The organism is Alkaliphilus crotonatoxidans, assembly GCF_054658015.1.
In genome coordinates this window covers 468,216-483,950 of record NZ_BAAHXS010000006.1, presented here as the reverse complement: position 1 = coordinate 483,950, position 15,735 = coordinate 468,216, and the positions used below count along the sequence as shown (strand labels likewise).

At 36.1% G+C, this 15,735-nt stretch carries 19 protein-coding genes and 1 other RNA gene; 1 reads left to right on the top strand and 19 read right to left on the bottom strand.

The window, feature by feature from the left end; genetic code table 11:
• Positions 1 to 228 precede the first annotated feature (228 nt).
• From ACYQ1I_RS14330 to ACYQ1I_RS14285, 10 genes are all read right to left on the bottom strand, one after another.
• On the bottom strand, positions 229 to 2,484 hold the full coding sequence (locus tag ACYQ1I_RS14330; RefSeq protein ID WP_459766487.1) for an FAD-binding protein: 2,256 nt from the start codon (positions 2,482 to 2,484) through the stop codon (positions 229 to 231).
• A gap of 292 nt (positions 2,485 to 2,776) precedes the next feature.
• Entirely contained in the window at positions 2,777 to 3,367 is a 591-nt protein-coding gene (locus ACYQ1I_RS14325) for a TetR/AcrR family transcriptional regulator (RefSeq protein WP_459766485.1), read from the bottom strand.
• A gap of 498 nt (positions 3,368 to 3,865) precedes the next feature.
• Entirely contained in the window at positions 3,866 to 4,327 is a 462-nt protein-coding gene (locus ACYQ1I_RS14320; protein ID WP_459766483.1) for a GNAT family N-acetyltransferase, read from the bottom strand.
• A gap of 298 nt (positions 4,328 to 4,625) precedes the next feature.
• Complete coding sequence (locus ACYQ1I_RS14315) at positions 4,626 to 4,817, bottom strand: hypothetical protein (protein WP_459766481.1); 192 nt, start codon at positions 4,815 to 4,817, stop codon at positions 4,626 to 4,628.
• Positions 4,818 to 5,300: 483 nt separating this feature from the next.
• A complete protein-coding gene (locus ACYQ1I_RS14310) occupies positions 5,301 to 5,546 on the bottom strand; it encodes a hypothetical protein (protein WP_459766479.1) in 246 nt (81 codons plus the stop codon).
• A gap of 96 nt (positions 5,547 to 5,642) precedes the next feature.
• Positions 5,643 to 5,849 (bottom strand): transposase, encoded by a 207-nt coding sequence (locus ACYQ1I_RS14305; RefSeq protein ID WP_459768179.1) that lies wholly within the window; start codon positions 5,847 to 5,849, stop codon positions 5,643 to 5,645.
• A gap of 172 nt (positions 5,850 to 6,021) precedes the next feature.
• Complete coding sequence (locus tag ACYQ1I_RS14300) at positions 6,022 to 6,390, bottom strand: hypothetical protein (protein WP_459766478.1); 369 nt, start codon at positions 6,388 to 6,390, stop codon at positions 6,022 to 6,024.
• A gap of 287 nt (positions 6,391 to 6,677) precedes the next feature.
• The gene (locus ACYQ1I_RS14295; RefSeq protein WP_459766476.1) at positions 6,678 to 7,196 is read right to left on the bottom strand and encodes a methyltransferase family protein; all 519 of its coding nucleotides are present in this window, start codon (positions 7,194 to 7,196) and stop codon (positions 6,678 to 6,680) included.
• Between the two features lie 50 nt (positions 7,197 to 7,246).
• Positions 7,247 to 7,432, bottom strand: coding sequence for a sodium ion-translocating decarboxylase subunit beta (locus tag ACYQ1I_RS14290; RefSeq protein ID WP_459766474.1), 186 nt, complete (start codon positions 7,430 to 7,432; stop codon positions 7,247 to 7,249).
• Between the two features lie 351 nt (positions 7,433 to 7,783).
• Positions 7,784 to 8,077, bottom strand: coding sequence for a hypothetical protein (locus ACYQ1I_RS14285; RefSeq protein ID WP_459766472.1), 294 nt, complete (start codon positions 8,075 to 8,077; stop codon positions 7,784 to 7,786).
• A gap of 13 nt (positions 8,078 to 8,090) precedes the next feature.
• Here ACYQ1I_RS14285 and ACYQ1I_RS14280 point away from each other — a divergent pair, with 13 nt between their 5' ends.
• Complete coding sequence (locus ACYQ1I_RS14280; protein ID WP_459766470.1) at positions 8,091 to 8,417, top strand: hypothetical protein; 327 nt, start codon at positions 8,091 to 8,093, stop codon at positions 8,415 to 8,417.
• 143 nt (positions 8,418 to 8,560) lie between these two features.
• Here ACYQ1I_RS14280 and ACYQ1I_RS14275 read toward each other — a convergent pair whose 3' ends face one another.
• The 9 genes from ACYQ1I_RS14275 to smpB all read right to left on the bottom strand — a co-directional run bounded on the left by ACYQ1I_RS14275 (position 8,561) and on the right by smpB (position 15,664).
• Positions 8,561 to 9,361, bottom strand: coding sequence for an alpha/beta fold hydrolase (locus ACYQ1I_RS14275; RefSeq protein WP_459766469.1), 801 nt, complete (start codon positions 9,359 to 9,361; stop codon positions 8,561 to 8,563).
• 112 nt (positions 9,362 to 9,473) lie between these two features.
• On the bottom strand, positions 9,474 to 9,662 hold the full coding sequence (locus ACYQ1I_RS14270) for a DUF3885 domain-containing protein (RefSeq protein WP_459768177.1): 189 nt from the start codon (positions 9,660 to 9,662) through the stop codon (positions 9,474 to 9,476).
• Complete coding sequence (locus tag ACYQ1I_RS14265; RefSeq protein WP_459766467.1) at positions 9,598 to 9,930, bottom strand: DUF3885 domain-containing protein; 333 nt, start codon at positions 9,928 to 9,930, stop codon at positions 9,598 to 9,600. The genes ACYQ1I_RS14270 and ACYQ1I_RS14265 overlap by 65 nt, the downstream gene beginning before the upstream one ends.
• 545 nt (positions 9,931 to 10,475) lie before the next feature.
• Positions 10,476 to 11,549 (bottom strand): hypothetical protein, encoded by a 1,074-nt coding sequence (locus tag ACYQ1I_RS14260; protein ID WP_459766465.1) that lies wholly within the window; start codon positions 11,547 to 11,549, stop codon positions 10,476 to 10,478.
• A gap of 199 nt (positions 11,550 to 11,748) precedes the next feature.
• The gene (locus tag ACYQ1I_RS14255) at positions 11,749 to 12,252 is read right to left on the bottom strand and encodes a hypothetical protein (RefSeq protein ID WP_459766463.1); all 504 of its coding nucleotides are present in this window, start codon (positions 12,250 to 12,252) and stop codon (positions 11,749 to 11,751) included.
• 414 nt (positions 12,253 to 12,666) lie between these two features.
• Entirely contained in the window at positions 12,667 to 13,056 is a 390-nt protein-coding gene (locus tag ACYQ1I_RS14250; protein WP_459766461.1) for a VOC family protein, read from the bottom strand.
• Between the two features lie 328 nt (positions 13,057 to 13,384).
• Complete coding sequence (locus ACYQ1I_RS14245) at positions 13,385 to 13,975, bottom strand: DUF3159 domain-containing protein (protein ID WP_459766460.1); 591 nt, start codon at positions 13,973 to 13,975, stop codon at positions 13,385 to 13,387.
• Between the two features lie 854 nt (positions 13,976 to 14,829).
• Positions 14,830 to 15,181: a transfer-messenger RNA gene (ssrA, locus tag ACYQ1I_RS14240) on the bottom strand.
• A 12-nt stretch (positions 15,182 to 15,193) separates the two neighbouring features.
• Positions 15,194 to 15,664 (bottom strand): SsrA-binding protein SmpB, encoded by a 471-nt coding sequence (gene smpB, locus ACYQ1I_RS14235; RefSeq protein ID WP_459766458.1) that lies wholly within the window; start codon positions 15,662 to 15,664, stop codon positions 15,194 to 15,196.
• Positions 15,665 to 15,735 lie beyond the last annotated feature (71 nt).

Sequence of the window (15,735 nt, the reverse complement as noted above, 5' to 3'; positions counted from 1 at the left end):
TCTTAACTTAAAAATTCCTTTATTCAGGTATTGATATTTAATATTATTTTTATTTGCTTGCCTGTACCATCCTCTATCTATTTATATTCTCTTGTTTATTTTTATTTCCTTTAAATAAGTCCTGTGAATTTACTTTAAAGCTGTAAAAAAATGAGTTAATGAGAAAGTCCATGGCTGTCTTGCGACTCCATGGACTTTGAATTAACTTGATTACAAGGATTCTTAAGTTTAGTTCTTTAAAGCAGAGGTGGCCGCTTCGGTTCCACCAATTTTACCGGAATTAAAGCCCCAGCCTAATGCCATTCCATAAAGGTTAGGATAGGCAACGCCATCCATGATGACACCAATAGCATCCATCCCAACTGCATATAATCCCGGAATTACGCTGCCATCAGCATCTAAAACCTGCATGTTTTCATCAATTCTAACGCCCCCAAGGCTGCTATATGCCAGAGGAACTGCTTTCACTGCGTAATAAGGTCCCGTTTCTCCTAAATGGTTCATATATTGCGCCGGCTTATTAAAGTAGCTGTCTTTTCCTTCTTCGCACAGCTGGTTGTATCTTTCTACATTTCTCACAAGGGTGACTGGATCCATCCCTGCATTTTCAGCCAGCTCTTCCAGCGTTTCCCCTTTATAAACCAGCCCGATTTTTTCCGCTTCTTCAAAAACTGCCTCTATATTTTCCATTTTGTAGTTTGGTTCTAAGGGCTGCAGGAAGAAATGGGCACCTGCTGGAATCGTATCCATCCCTGTTCCCGCCAGGCCTTCTGCTTTAAGGGCTTCCAGCTGCTTCTGAGAAACAATAGTATAGTTATAGCCGCCATTGGCAAAGGCAAAGTTCGTGCTGATGGTCATCGAATCTGCCTTGGCACTTTCATCCATAAAACGCTCGCCTCTGGGATTAACCTTGAGCAAGGTTGGGGTAATGGAAAGGGTATAGGGAATGGAAGTGTCGTAAATGTTAAAGCCCTCCACACGACCAGCCACATCAGTTAAATGACCACATACTCCACCGGCATTCCATTCAATTGCACCTGCCTCTAAGGCCATCTCAAAGCCTTCACCGACATTTTGTGCCAGACCGAAAACTTGATAGGTATTGCCATTATTATACTTTTTCATCAATTCCATATTTCCGAGAAATCCGCCGGTAGCAATGACCACAGACTTCGCTCGAACTGTCACCTGAGTTCCATCGTATTTTTCAGCCAGTACACCGACGACAGCCCCATTCTCATCCTGAATCAAAGACTTTGCTGTTGTTTCATAAAGAACTTCATCCACATTGGAAACTAGCTTTTCAAAGGATTCTGCCACCCCCATACTGTTGAGAGAATCATCAGCATAATCTACCAGGTTCTCGACACCAGGTGTTAAAGTCCAGTTAAAGCCCTTATCTGCCAGCCAATCCACGGTAGTTCCGGTAGCCTTCATGAATTTTCTAAGGATGGTACCATTTACATACCAATGGGTTTGGGCCAGCCATTCTTGAAAGATTTCGTCTTCTCCGCTGGGGACTCCGTTTTCCTTCTGAATCGTAGAATTGAAGGTCATCGGCTGACTGGATAGGGAACCCGTTCCACCCACACGGCCTGATTTTTCAATTAATACCACAGTCGCACCTTGATCCTTTGCAGCGGCTGCCGCCGTTGCTCCAGAGGTACCACCTCCTATCACAACGACATCCGCCTCATAAACCTCTTTTGCTGTGGATTTTTCAATGGGTCGATTCAACGCTGCCGGATCACCTCCTGCCTGAATAATGGCATCCTTTACGGCATTAATTACTCCATTACTTGAAGCAGTCGCCCCTGTAATGCCGTCTACTGCCAGAGATTGGGCTGCAACAATTCGCTCAGGTAATCGATCTGTGACGGTTTTTAAAATCTGAGGAGTATCAGAGAGCATTGCAATAGAATATTTAGAAGCCCAGAACTCTCTGTCAATCATTTCATTTTCCTGAGGGATGTTATCAGTTACCTCAATTGAAAGTATTTCATTTTCTGAAACTTCAACCTTTACCTCTAAAGTACCCGCATAGCCCATTGCTGTTCCTATGTAGGTTCCGGGGGTCATCACTAACTCCGGTAAGGCTTTACTGGCCTCTCCCTTAGATTGGGCAATAGCTGACTTGGCTGCCTCAATAATGGCATCACTGGTAACCGTGGCACCAGTAATCGTTTCCACCTCTGCCGAATTGGATTTCAAAATTTCATCTGGAAGCTCTTCAATTGCCTTGGAGCCAATTCCTTCTGTTTCCTTTTCGCCCTTAGCCGTTACGGCAATCATTTGATCTCCCTGGAAAGTGATTGTTACTTCTACATCGCCACCAAATCCCTTTGCTACTCCGGTAAAAGTAACATCAGATGATGCCCCAGGCTCTTTTTCTTTTCCACTTAATAGCTGAGTACATCCGCTTAAAAGGGATAAACAAAATAAAAAAATCATAAGAATTGCGATATGCCTTTTAGTTCTTTTCAATTTCTACTTCCTCCTTAATAATATTTAATTTTATTGACCATCGTTCATTGACCGTTGGTCGTTAATAAAATAATAACTTTTCTTTTTCCTCCTGTCAAGCATCAACAAATTTAGACACTGGAAAAATTCAAAAGGATCTTCTGAAAATCAGTTAACTATTGATACTATAGGAAATGATAAAGTGATTGGCCAACCTTTTGGAGAGAACTGAACTAAAAAGGCTTAGAAATAAAAAAAGCCGCTGTCAATGATTGCAAACACGGCGAATAGGGTAAGTTTGATTTTTGTGACTTTAGCTTACATAAGCTAGGATATGAGCCAATGCATTATAGCCTTCTTTGGTTAATTCATAATGCTTTTGTTCTATAGCCCACATGGTAAGCACTCCCAATACGGTGGTTCTCCATAGTCTATAAAACTCTTCATTATCTATATCTTTTTTGAATTCCCCTGTTCCTTTACCTCGATCCAATAAATAATAGATATACTCCTTTTGAATATCAAGGCCAGTTTCATCACCAGACATGGATTCTGAAATTAGCATGAGCAAATAGTTTTTAGTAAAATTGTATCCATCCTCCTTTACCTGTTTCATATAGGCTTCTATATACTTTAAGTATAGGGCCCTGGCCGATTGATGTTCATCGTATATAAACATAGTAGCCATTTTTTCATTCAATTGAATGGCTAGTTGATAGAAAATATCTTTTTTACTGTCAAAATAGGTATAGAAGGTTCCTTTAGCACAGCCACAGGCTTCGCAGATTTGACTAATGGTTACTTTATGATATCCATGCTTTTTAACCAGCTCTAAAGACACGTTTAACAGTTTATCAAAGGTTTCCTGAGCTTGGATGTCTCTTTTGGTCTGTTTTTTCTTCATTGATTCAACCCCTTTTCCATAATCCGGTATTTGATCCTGCTAATTTTAAAGGTATTTTGGTACTTCTAGTCAAACTTCTTTTGTAGCAGAAACATTAAGGTTAATATAGGCAATAATGGTAATAGCAAAAAATCAGTAACAGTTGTGAGGTTCGTCGATTCTTTTGTTTTGCTATTTCTAAGACTTCCATTGATTAAATTTCTCTTTACGAATCTCTTTGAGTACTCAAGAAAATTATTTTTCATATTTCTCCTCCTATAAAACTTAGTTCAAAGTTGAAAAAATCATTACCCTTCGTTGAGCTATGTTTTAGCAACGAAATACTTTACCTGCCAAAAGGTAAAAGTCCATATGTCAAGATTGTATCAATTGAATACACTAAGTTCAACAATTTATTTAACACGATGACAAGGCTAGCTTTAGTTTCTGGAAGCCAGCAGTCCCATAGCTTGGTAAGTGAGCAGTTATCTTCACCCACATTTTTATATATTTTATCTTTTAGTCAACCAAATCACACTTATATATTCTCGAACTTTCTCCCCATGGATGGTAGCCTTGGCCAATATAATTAAATCCATACCTTTCATAATATCCGATATGATCAGTACATAAATATAAATGAGAAAATCCTCCCAACTTTGCATCCTCCTTAGCCTTCTCTAATAGTAGTAAACCATAGGAATTTCCACGATGTTTTTCATCAATATATACTGCACACACCCATGGGTACAAATCCATTCTACTTATAAAATCATTTGTAATAAGGCCTGCACAACCTATAACTTCTTCTAAATCATCTAATAACAGATACCAGTGTGGTAGAGGATTTGGTGTAGTAATACTATTTGTGATACAATCTTCATATATAATCTTAGTATTTTCATTGGCCCACATTTTTTGAAAGTATTTTATTGCTATATCTTTAAATTCTGGATTTTCCCTTATAGAAATAATCCTCATTTATACCACCTCATAAATATAATATTACTCTATTACTTTTCTATTTCAATAACCATTCAGAATATGCTAACCCTCTGGTAAGATTTCAGACGAATCTATTTCGGTTCAGTGATTAAGATTGATAGGCTTATTACAACCGACTTTATAGACAGGTATTTACTCATTTTCAATAAAAATAAATTATCCAATTCAAACTCATCAGTCACGTTCTAAAAGCAAGCTATATTCTAATTGACAGTCATAAGGCTCTTTAGCAACTAACGATTCATTATATTCTATCGCTTCTACACAGCCCATCTTATTTTAAACATTCTATTAGATACTCATATTCTTCTAGACTCCACTGCTCAGTAAAGAGAATATCCTTTAATATCCATTTTTCATTTTCTTTGCGCCAACATTTTTTAACCTCTTGATAACGATTGAAGCTTGAAAATAATAATAATCCTATTTCATTTTTGGCTAATTCTCTATAGGTTATTGTCTCCAATGTTAGATCCTCCAATATAATATTTACACTACATATTTCTATCACGATACATCATCAGAGTAATTGAATTTAATATGATGGTGATGATGAGAAGAACTGCTGCTGCGAATGTCACAGTACCCATTGTATCCATAAGAGCAGACCAATCCGCAATTTTAACTAGATGATAGTTATAGAAAATCTGAAAGCATAGTGAAATAGCGCAAGTACTAATACTGATAATGGAAAGAGTGGCCCAATTCCTATGGTCATGTTTATTATATAGCATAATATTAACTATAGGAAGTATCCAGGCAACTAGGCCAAGCACAAAACTACCAAGATTAAGCAAACCAATCATAACATACCCCTCTCATAAAAATTCATATAGTATCCCCGACAAAATTATTACTTATCTTATAGCCTAATTAAAGTAAAGATGTTGAACTACATTGCCTTTTAGAATCAAAAAAGTAGCTGATGAATTCAACTACTTTGCTAGTTTTATATATGTTTTAATATCAAAAATTTTTCTTCATTTTGATGTAATTTATGTTTAATAAAGCTAACATCTTTACTGATTTCGCTTAAATATTTATTTGTAGATGTTCTAAATTCTGTTAAATCAGCAGTGTGGTCATATATAGCATCAAGCTTCTTTTCAATGCGTGTTTGACCAGATTCAATATTAGTAATTTTATCATCAAGCGAATTAAGCTTACCGATTATTTGTTTTGATAATTCTTCCATAGGAATACCTCCTATAAATTATTATACCTCAAAAGATGTTCTCAGAAAACAATACATGTAAAAATATTTTTAATAAATTGTAGGCATAAAGAAAAATTAATACGTAGAAATACTAAAATGACTATAAGGATAGCCAGAAGCCCAGAACATCCTTACAAGCCTCCGAATCACTCCTATCACGTTGTAAAGGGCTTTCTGGCCTGTATCTGTCTCTGTTTTTACCGATGGGTACATGGCATCTACAAATACAAAGGGGTAGCACCTTTTAAGGGCTCTATTACGAAATTCTTTGATAAGAGGAATGATTTTGTCGGTACGTTTTAACGCCTAAACTTACATGCAAAAAGCTAGTCCACAAGTTATCATACTAACCTGTGTTTGGTAACTCTTCAGTTATAGTTCATTGAAACCAAAACCATTTTGTATGAAATTGTCAAGGTTCATTTCTCCGTTCATTAATTAATAACGAGAAAATTTAATCTATTAACCTAAGACCACATGATGGACATTCTACCGCAATTAAAGAAACTTCTTTTCCGCATGCCGGGCAGTTATCTTTCTCAGAATCACTAAGTTGATCTATTGATAAATCAGAATCTACATAAGGTTTTAATACTTCTTTAATTTTAATTCCATTAACTTCTATTACTTCAATTTCTGATGTTTGAATCCAGTTAATCACGCCCTGATCATCGCATACAGCGCACATAGTTTCTCCTTCTTCTTCATGGGGAAGGAGTACACCTCCAAAAAAACTCGGTCTTGAGTCTTTAAAAAATGAGTATCCTGTACCAAGCAGTACGTAATATTTGCCAGAATCTTTATGTAAAACTATTATTGCCAAATCTTTTCCTCCTCTCCCATGAATACCTCCACAACCTCACATGACCTAGTTATAACGTATAACGGTCACGTGTTTGCGACGTCCCTGAAGCGAACCCACTTAACCTTTCCCCTTGGTGGACTGTGCTCCCGGTAAAGGGATGTAGCGAGCCCATCTTCAAGAGTATACTCCAGCGACCTACTTCATGCATATATTCTCGAGCCCTGGTGTGAAGCTATTGATATGTATAGTCACGCACCTCACAGAGCCAGAGTAGCCAATCTTAATATAAGTGCAAACCATTATGTTTAAATATATCGTCTCACATTATTCATGTAATCTCTGTATTCACTTCCAAACTTCTCTAAACACCATCTCTCTTCTGAAAGTATAATCCAATGAGCAGATATTTGAAAAATCACTAATACAATAAATAGGGTCCATGAATAAGTAATTATTGCGCAACCTAAGAAATAAATGAAATACCCAATATACATAGGATTGCGAGACACCTGGTACAAGCCTTTTAAATTAATTCCGCTTATTTTGGGCTTAGCGAAATTAACTATAGATATAATGTAAATAATGCTTCCTGCTATGAGTATAATCAAGCCAACATAAAACCACTTAGTTTGAACCCTTACCTTGAGAAAGAACAAGTTTAGTAGTGTAAGAACTGTTGTAATCTGATAAACTCCAAACGCTACTTTCTCTGCTCCTACTAATGGGGCAAAATAACTGGCACGCTTTAACGCTTCCTTGCTCAGAACACCTAATAGACCATATCTTATTAAGACAATTGGGATTGCTATCCAAAATGCATTCATAAAAACCCCCCTATACTAATGCTTATTTTCTAATTTGATTTAAGCGTTCTTTAAAGTATATTCTTTACAGGGACATAAAGCGCTAGTGCAGTAATTAATACTACAGCCCTTAATACATAAGAATATATTTCCCCTGTAATGTATATTTCTGTTGGACCATCTGCACCTCCTATTATACCAATATTTGAAGCTTCATTAGGACTGCTATTAACAGTTACAATAAATAACCAAATCACAACACAAAAATTTATCTTAATTATTCTTTTTATTCCATTTTATTCTTTTATATGATGCCAGTCAAATATTGTCTTCTTCAATACAACATAATCAGATTGTATGTTATACTTTAGCCCTTTACATAATGCATTGATCAATAAGGTAAAAAAGTTATATTAAGTACACATGAACCTAATTCAGCCTTGCTGGTTGTCAGGGGCCCAACAAAAAAACAAAAGCCGCATGTTCATGCGACCTCCATTATTTAAATTCAACCATAAAATAAGGTTAAAATGCTTCAAGATTAATCTCAGAGGGGTATTCCTTTCCTTCCATTAACATTGTACACCTCCACGAGATAGGCCACTGGATTATTGATTAGTAACACCATTAAGTAACCCCACAATCGTAGTTGTTGCCAAGGACTTCATTTTTTCCAGTTCCTCATCGGTAATGTTATGCTGAATGTAATCGTGGCAAAGCTGTTCAACGATACCATAGCTAATTCTGATTTTCTCAAGGAGGCAATTATTTGAAAAGCCTGCGGCCATGAGCTTCTCCCGTAGCCTTTCAAGTATTGTATTCTCAAACTGGCCGAAGAGGATCGGAATATCCCTTTCGAGAAGTGACAGCGCTAAAAACTCGTTGTGGGCATCCACATTCATCGTATGAGACGCAATGGACGCATCTATAAATTGGGGCGGTCAGTTTACAAGCTGGGGTAATGCATTAGGGTGGCAGCGCGAGATTGCACTGTGGAATATTGGCATTATCTCTGCAATTATAGTCGCTCTAGTTAAAAAGAATATAGAAGTAATGAAGGTGCTTACAATCCAATCGACAATACTATGTTGGGTACTAGGAATCAACCATCTGGTCTCGCTTCTGATGAATTTCTCAACGGCATATATGATACACATTCTGGGTATCTTTGAGGTCATGCTTTTGGGCGGCATTTGGGGGCTGATATTGCTGACTAAGTCTAAAGGAAAAAGTACTCTTTAACGGAGTACTTGGCCTTTCATGGGTAGCAATATGGTAAAGGGTTTCGTTAAAAATCCCTATTATTTTATGCGTTTCAAATTGTGGACCTTTGAATAATCTACAATCCATCTTTATAATACTATGAAGAATATGAGCCAACTCTACTATACATTATTCTTTATGAAGTCACTTATTTCATAATTTACATCATCAGGGTTATCTGCGTTAGAGAAGTGTGCTGCCCCCTTAATAATATGTAATGGATAACCTTCTTTTTTCGCCCATGCTTCAGAATATTGTCTTACTTTCCCTGTTCTGTCATATTGCCCAAGTAAGATAAGTACAGGAAAATTAAACTTAACATTTCTGTTTTCCTTAAGAAAGTTTCCATAAGCAATATCCATTTGTTCGACAATATCTGTTTTACTTAAGGGCTCAAGCATCTTAAGCATTAAATCATAAGCATATTGTGTTTTTGAAACAGATTTTGCCATACTCTTTCGCAGTATTTTGTCAGGAAGCCATTTAGCCATCGCTCCAGCTTGTTTAAGCCACCATTGGTCGGAGCGTGAATAGTAATCCAAACCGAAAGGAGTGGTATCCAAGGCGATGAATGCCAATACCCTATCAGGATATTGTATAGCAAATTCTTGACTTGGATAACCACCCATTGACATTCCAACTAATATAACCTTATCGATATTCTCGGTCTCAAGTATCTTTTTTAATTCTGCTGCAGCATTTTTATATGAAAAATTTCTATAGGGGCGAGATTCTCCATGCAAGGGAACGTCCCACGTTATGACAGTATACTCTTCCGAAAAGTAGTCGATTTGCTTTTCAAACATCATATGGTTTGCCGTTAAACCATGAGTAAAAACAATACATCTTGCGCTTTCATCATACTTTCTATTTATCCAATAGTGTACTATACCTCGTTCTGATTTTATAAATTTATGTTTCACGATTCATCCTCCTGAAAAATGCTTATAGTAGCCCTCAGTTTACATTACCATACAAGCACTCCACTAGACGTTACTCCCATGTAAATATGTTATATGATGCAGTTATTTACCTTCAAATTACCCTGAATAAATTATTGATTCTATCTCTGTCATAGTCTAAAATCCAAGAATTATATTTGATATATAGTTTTTCTAATGAAGCTTTATTATTAGATATTAAATCTAGTCCCCTGTCGTCATATAAATGATATATTATGTTCAAAATTCTCTGGGTTAATAAAAAAGACTGGAAAAACTTCATTTTCATTTGTCATCTCAGATTCAGAATCAAAACTTCGATGAGCATTAACAACTAATAATATATTATCCTCTTTGGAAAAAACCTCTTTAAATAATTGTAAGGAACGTGAATAAACACTTTCAATATATTGTTCATCATTGGAATCTACTTCTGAACATCCTATTTCAAATCTAATTCCAATCTCAGAGTTATAAAATAACGGCTTACAGAGTTTCAAATTAGGAAAATAATTTTCTAAATATTTATTAAGCTTTTCAATATTTTTCATAATGACCTCCATTATTACTGGGGTATAACTATTTCATATGCCAATTCCATATTCAACCTTTATGCTAATATGCTTTGTTCCCCTTGGGGGTGCTTGCATACAGTGAGAAGGTATGGTACCCTGACCGTTCTCCTAAAAGCGTGCTTCTGGCACCCTTGTGAAAACATATTGTTATCTAATCGTGCGATTAAACTTACTGCACCAATGGAGCAATGTGTTGACCATCCTACTCTTTGATAGGGGGATATAAGAATGTACATATGCTTGAGTGCTTTCTTTCCCATTACTACAATTATAAACTACACCAATGCCCGTTTCATTTCTCAGTATTTTCATTTTGTATTCTAAGATATGTGCATATTCAGCAATATACAATCCTGGAAATTCAATTGGTATGGTAATTTCAAGCAATAAATCTCCCACATAATTTCTCATTAGCTCAAAACCAAGATCACCATAGTACTTATTTGTAATGAGCCATCTGGGAAGTGGCTCTGTCATATAACGGTCTGAGTTTTGCCACCCCCTGTAGTGACTCTTACTTGTTACTCTACTATAACTTCCTCTGTTGAGGGCATATTATTCCATACATACCCGTCGGAACGGTAATACTTTCTTATAACAGAACCATCTGTTTTTGTATAGTCTATAACAAAAACCTGCCCTGTTTCTATCAGCATTGGATAATTGTTGTATGGTAATACATCCTGTGTTTTAGGTCTATCCACAAAGTCATCATATGCTTTTTCTAAACGCCAAAATTCCCTACATACATAATCTTCGAATCCTGCCAAGCTCTGTTCCCCGAAATACGATGCTTCATATTCTTTTCCATCAACTTGTATTGTATCTACTCTGTACGGTTCAATGTCCTTCGCCAAACTAGATAAATCTTCCGAACTGATGCTATCACCATAACGCTTCTTTAGTTGATTTGCCATAGAGGGAACAGAGTTAGTATGGTCCATCTCCTCTAACCCGATGTGCGCCGTACCATAAAAACCCATGATGCTTTCACCGCTTAGTTTGTCAAATTCGCGAATAAAGTTTTCTACCATCATGTTTTCGCGATACACATGGTCAGAGTTTCCGTAAAAATACTTACCCTGCTCTATCACTTCCTTCGTTATAAAATAGTTCTCGGAGTCCTCTAAGTTTTTACTTCGAAGATATTCCAAAAATCGCTCTCCTGTAGTACTATACTGGTGTCCGATATCTGTCCCGTAGAAGATCGTTTCTGGACACTGGTTTTTTATCTTTTTGAAAAATTCTTTATAACTAGGCTTGTGCATAGCAGTGCCAGTCCAATCATTATATAGTATATCGAGTATATCATCGCTATCTGATTGCATCCATATGTTCAAAAACTCTGCGGTATAGTACGGGAGTTCAACAAATAAATGTCTCATGCTTTGGTTATGGTAGTATTCATACCACAATTCAAATTCTTTATCTATAATTTTATCTATACCATGTACTTCCCCGTATAGGTAAATCTGTCCAGCGGATTGTGGTGGTTCTACGGATGTATCACTTTGCTTTATACTATTTGAACAAGCTGACAGCACCAATATCATAATCATTGCTATAGCAAACGTAAAAATATTTTTGCTTTTCATCACCTATCACCTCACTAAATATAAATTGATTTTCACTAACCTAATATCTTGTTAACATTATTTTTGGTCTATCATTATCCTCTAATATAGCTCTTGATATCCACGCATGATTAAATTCTTTAATTACTTCTACCAATTGCCGATTTTAAATGACTCATCTCTGCATAAACTTTTCATCAATTATGCTCACTTGACAATATCACTGGGTAAATATAAATTCCTCTGTAATACTTATCACCTTATCGTCTTTAACTTCAATAAAGAAGGGAACTTTCCCAGCCGGCGGCTCATCAGAATATGATATATTTAAATGCTGAATAAAATTTTCTTTACTTGTTGTTGTATAGAGTCTATCACCGTCTGGATTTTCTACAAAAAGAAGGTGATAATCAGTAAAGGTGTATGTTGTTTCATCAGTTAACTCATAAGCTGTTGTTTCTGTACTTGAATTATAGATATAATAGCCATTAGGCATATCCACATCTTTTAAATTAAGTTCAGCAATCCTATCTTTATCTTCTGTGGTAATCACTTCAACTTCATCTAAATATAATGTATTTCCTTCCAAGACAATATAACCCACTAATGATTCAGGTTTATATGCAGAAGTGCATGCAGAAAAAGTAAGCCCTAAAAATAAAATACTAATTACTAATAACCAAGGTTTCCCTTTATCCATGTTTAAATAAATTTGCGTTTTCATATCTCCTTACCTCCATATAAATTTGAATGTGTACCATCTGTAATAATGACATTTCCATAATAATGTACTATTCTCCGCACATTTTCCATTCCCCTCTAAGAATGGGGTATTTTTCCAATGATATAATTTATCAAAAAAACCGTATCAAGTCAATTGCTCAATACCGTCTACGGGTTTCACTGGTGGAGGCAAAGCGTGGTATGCAAAATCCACGATTATATTCGACACTCTTTGATCCCTTCCCCTTTATCAAAGATTCGCTTCCAGTGAAGGGATGTGGGCTGAATAAACCCGTAAAAAAAGTGCTTTTGGCACCTTTATACAAATGCATTGTTTTTCGATACCATACGACCAGTGACTCAGAAGGCGACAGGATCTTAACCTGTATACAATTAATATGATGTATTATTAAATTTATACTGTTAACTCTAATCTGTTTCCATCAGGGTCTAATATGCAACTTTCATAGTAACCATCTCCTGTATAACGTGGCTCACTGACCACCGTATAACCTGCATTCCTTAATTCATCTGTTAGGCTGTTAACCTTCTCAATGCTCCCCACTGAAATAGCCATATGCGTTAATCCGATATATTGCTTAACCGTATCATTTAAATTTAAAGGAATTGTTGACATCTGCATAAGTTCAAGCCTTGCACCTGAATTAAATTTAATGAAGTATGATTCAAAGGATTTCTTGGGATTTATATATTTTTCTCCAGCAATTCCACCAAAGTAATTTGTATAAAACCTCTTTAATCTTTCAATATTTCTGGTCCATATAGCAACATGCTCGATTCTCACGGTTAATACATCCTTTCTAATAAGTAGTTATTAATAGGTTCATTATCATGTAAATGTGAGTTAAGAAGCTCTAAAGGTTAAACAATCTGCAACAGGACTGAAGCCAAAGGAAATACCTCGTAGTAGAGCTTGCCTTCAATGAGAAGCGTATTATGTTTAAAATATTGAAATGCATTTCATTATACTCTCTAAATACCAGTAATAAATTCTACCCCAAAAGAGGAGTGCTCTTGTAATAGAAAATGTTTTCATTCTTTAAATCAAATATGACTGTCATTTGAAATGCTGTGAAGGGTTTTTTAGGTCTTGCCATATACTTCTTACTCTTCTAGTTCTCTTCTATAAAGGTTTCATTTATTCGTAATTTTGCCAGTATTTTATTCGGGTACCAGAAGCTAAACCATAGTAACATCAATGTTATCGGTGTTCCAAGTGTCCAATTAACCCCATATAGTATTTCAAATGATAAAGTGCCTAATCCAATAAGATTCGTTACTGTTTTAAGTAAAAATAATACGAACCATATACCCGATATTTTTCTGTATACAGGCTTTAACAATTCAAAAGTTCCTTCATTTGAAATCATTGACCGAGCTATAATAGAGATTAAATCCTTATTAATAAGAATTGAAATTCCAAATGCTAAACTATAAATACTATTGCTAATGATTGGATAAACAAAATACATATTTTCATTTTCTGCTATTAAACTAATTGCAGTTTGTATAATTAGCCCTACAAACCCTAATTTATTGATTGAACTTAAGCTTTTCCTAGTAATATATTTATGTATAAACAATACTATTCCGATTCCAAACCCTGTAATAACAGCAATTTTAAAAGTGTAATTCCTGTACACTAAAATAAAAATTATTGCTGGTATACAACTAATAAATATATCATTATACTTAGACTTCAAAAATCTTCCCCCATTTCTTTCATATATTGTTGATCATTCAGAGAAGTCATCGTGTTTAGGATACCTTCTATCGGAATCCTCTTGACTTTGCCCCCTGGCGGTACTCGCACCCAGTAAGAAGTGTGTAACGTGACCAGCGCCCTTGCGAAAACACCCTGTTATATGCATCACACTTATAATATCGTGCAGGAAATATTACAACAAGTTTTTTACTCCCACCAGAATGAAAAAGCAACCTGTTGCAAAGCTCAACACCCCAGGATGATTTTATAGTTATATTAGAACTATTAATCAATGGAATCACCCCCTGATTATTTCAATTTGTCTTACTATTATTAAGAATCACTTTCCATGAAAACGAATTGCGTATAACATTCCGCCACACAAAACGTCCACGAATCTTAGTGGCGACCGCTGACTTAGGTTCTTGGGATAGGGGCAAGCCTGCTCCGTGAACAAAATGGATTGATGCTGGATACAAGGCAACATTAGTTCTTTCAATTATACTACTTAATAAGTCCATCTATTACTACAATTAAATAGCCTTAAGCATTACAGATAGCTCAAAGTATAAACAGACTATTCTTCAGATATTATAATAACAGAGTTTGTGATGAAGAAATAAAGGAATATATGCTACAAATTATTGAAACTGAAGGAGATTCCTATGGATATTAAGACAACAATAACTCTAAGGAGAAAATACTTTATTATTCTCCACACTTTTTCCATTCCCCTCTAAGAATCGAGAATTTTTTCCAATATGTATTTAATAAAAACGACCGTATCAAGTCAATTGACTCAATACGGTCGTTTTGAAATAAAATCGAAATAAATACCATTGTGACCTTTGATGGTGGAGGCGAGGGGAGTCGAACCCCTGTCCGAAGGCCCTTCACACTAAGCTTCTCCGAGCGCAGTTGCTATTTTAGATCTCGTCTCCTCTGGCGTCTAACAACAAACTCCAGATTCAACCAGCCTCAATCATACAACTTAAGGTCAAGGCACCCCTTAAGACGTTCCCTGCATAGTTGACGTTTCTATCCCAACGGCAGGAGGCTGGGTAGAAACGAGCAGCTATATTAAGCTGCTAAAGCGTAATTATCGTTTGCGTTTATATTTAGTGCTCAGTTTTTGACATGCTACCAAGCAAAACACGGCTCGCTACCTAATGCTCTAAACCCCCGTCGAAACCTGTACGCCCCCGGGAATTTTTTACTACATTACCTTCTGTCTGGCCCTTAGCTCCTTGTCAATTCTTCGTTGGGCATCCTTTTTGGCAATGTCTTGTCGCTTATCGTAATTCTTTTTACCAATGGCTACTCCAAGCTGTACTTTAATTAGACCCCGTTTCAGGTAGATACTCAATGGAACCAGGGTATAACCCTTTTGCTGAACATAGCCAATCAGCTTTCTTATTTCAGCCTTGTGAAGTAAAAGCTTCCTTGGTCGAAGGGGATCAACGTTAAAAATGTTTCCCTTCTCATAGGGGCTTATATGGGTATTATACAGAAAAACCTCACTATTTTCAACTCTTGCATAGCCGTCCTTGATGTTAATTCTCCCCATACGAATAGACTTAACCTCGGTACCTTTTAATTCGATACCAGCCTCAAAGGATTCTTCAATAAAGTAGTCATGTCTGGCTTTTTTGTTATTGGCTATAGTTTTAATAGGTTGATCAGCCATATCCCCCACCCCCTTACATTATATTTTAAGCGACTCTTGCTATAATACCACACTTTTTGAGATTCGTCAAC

Excerpts from the sequence above, each read along its gene's own strand:
- ACYQ1I_RS14270 (WP_459768177.1), bottom strand. The coding sequence starts at position 9,662 with ATGAAGTTTTTCCAGTCTTTTTTATTAACCCAGAGAATTTTGAACATA.
- ACYQ1I_RS14260 (WP_459766465.1), bottom strand. The coding sequence starts at position 11,549 with ATGAAAAGCAAAAATATTTTTACGTTTGCTATAGCAATGATTATGATA.
- ACYQ1I_RS14325 (WP_459766485.1), bottom strand. The coding sequence starts at position 3,367 with ATGAAGAAAAAACAGACCAAAAGAGACATCCAAGCTCAGGAAACCTTT.
- ACYQ1I_RS14320 (WP_459766483.1), bottom strand. The coding sequence starts at position 4,327 with ATGAGGATTATTTCTATAAGGGAAAATCCAGAATTTAAAGATATAGCA.
- ACYQ1I_RS14265 (WP_459766467.1), bottom strand. The coding sequence starts at position 9,930 with ATGAAAAATATTGAAAAGCTTAATAAATATTTAGAAAATTATTTTCCT.
- ACYQ1I_RS14310 (WP_459766479.1), bottom strand. The coding sequence starts at position 5,546 with ATGGAAGAATTATCAAAACAAATAATCGGTAAGCTTAATTCGCTTGAT.
- ACYQ1I_RS14255 (WP_459766463.1), bottom strand. The coding sequence starts at position 12,252 with ATGAAAACGCAAATTTATTTAAACATGGATAAAGGGAAACCTTGGTTA.
- ACYQ1I_RS14285 (WP_459766472.1), bottom strand. The coding sequence starts at position 8,077 with ATGAATGTGGATGCCCACAACGAGTTTTTAGCGCTGTCACTTCTCGAA.
- smpB (WP_459766458.1), bottom strand. The coding sequence starts at position 15,664 with ATGGCTGATCAACCTATTAAAACTATAGCCAATAACAAAAAAGCCAGA.
- ACYQ1I_RS14280 (WP_459766470.1), top strand. The coding sequence starts at position 8,091 with ATGGACGCATCTATAAATTGGGGCGGTCAGTTTACAAGCTGGGGTAAT.
- ACYQ1I_RS14295 (WP_459766476.1), bottom strand. The coding sequence starts at position 7,196 with ATGAATGCATTTTGGATAGCAATCCCAATTGTCTTAATAAGATATGGT.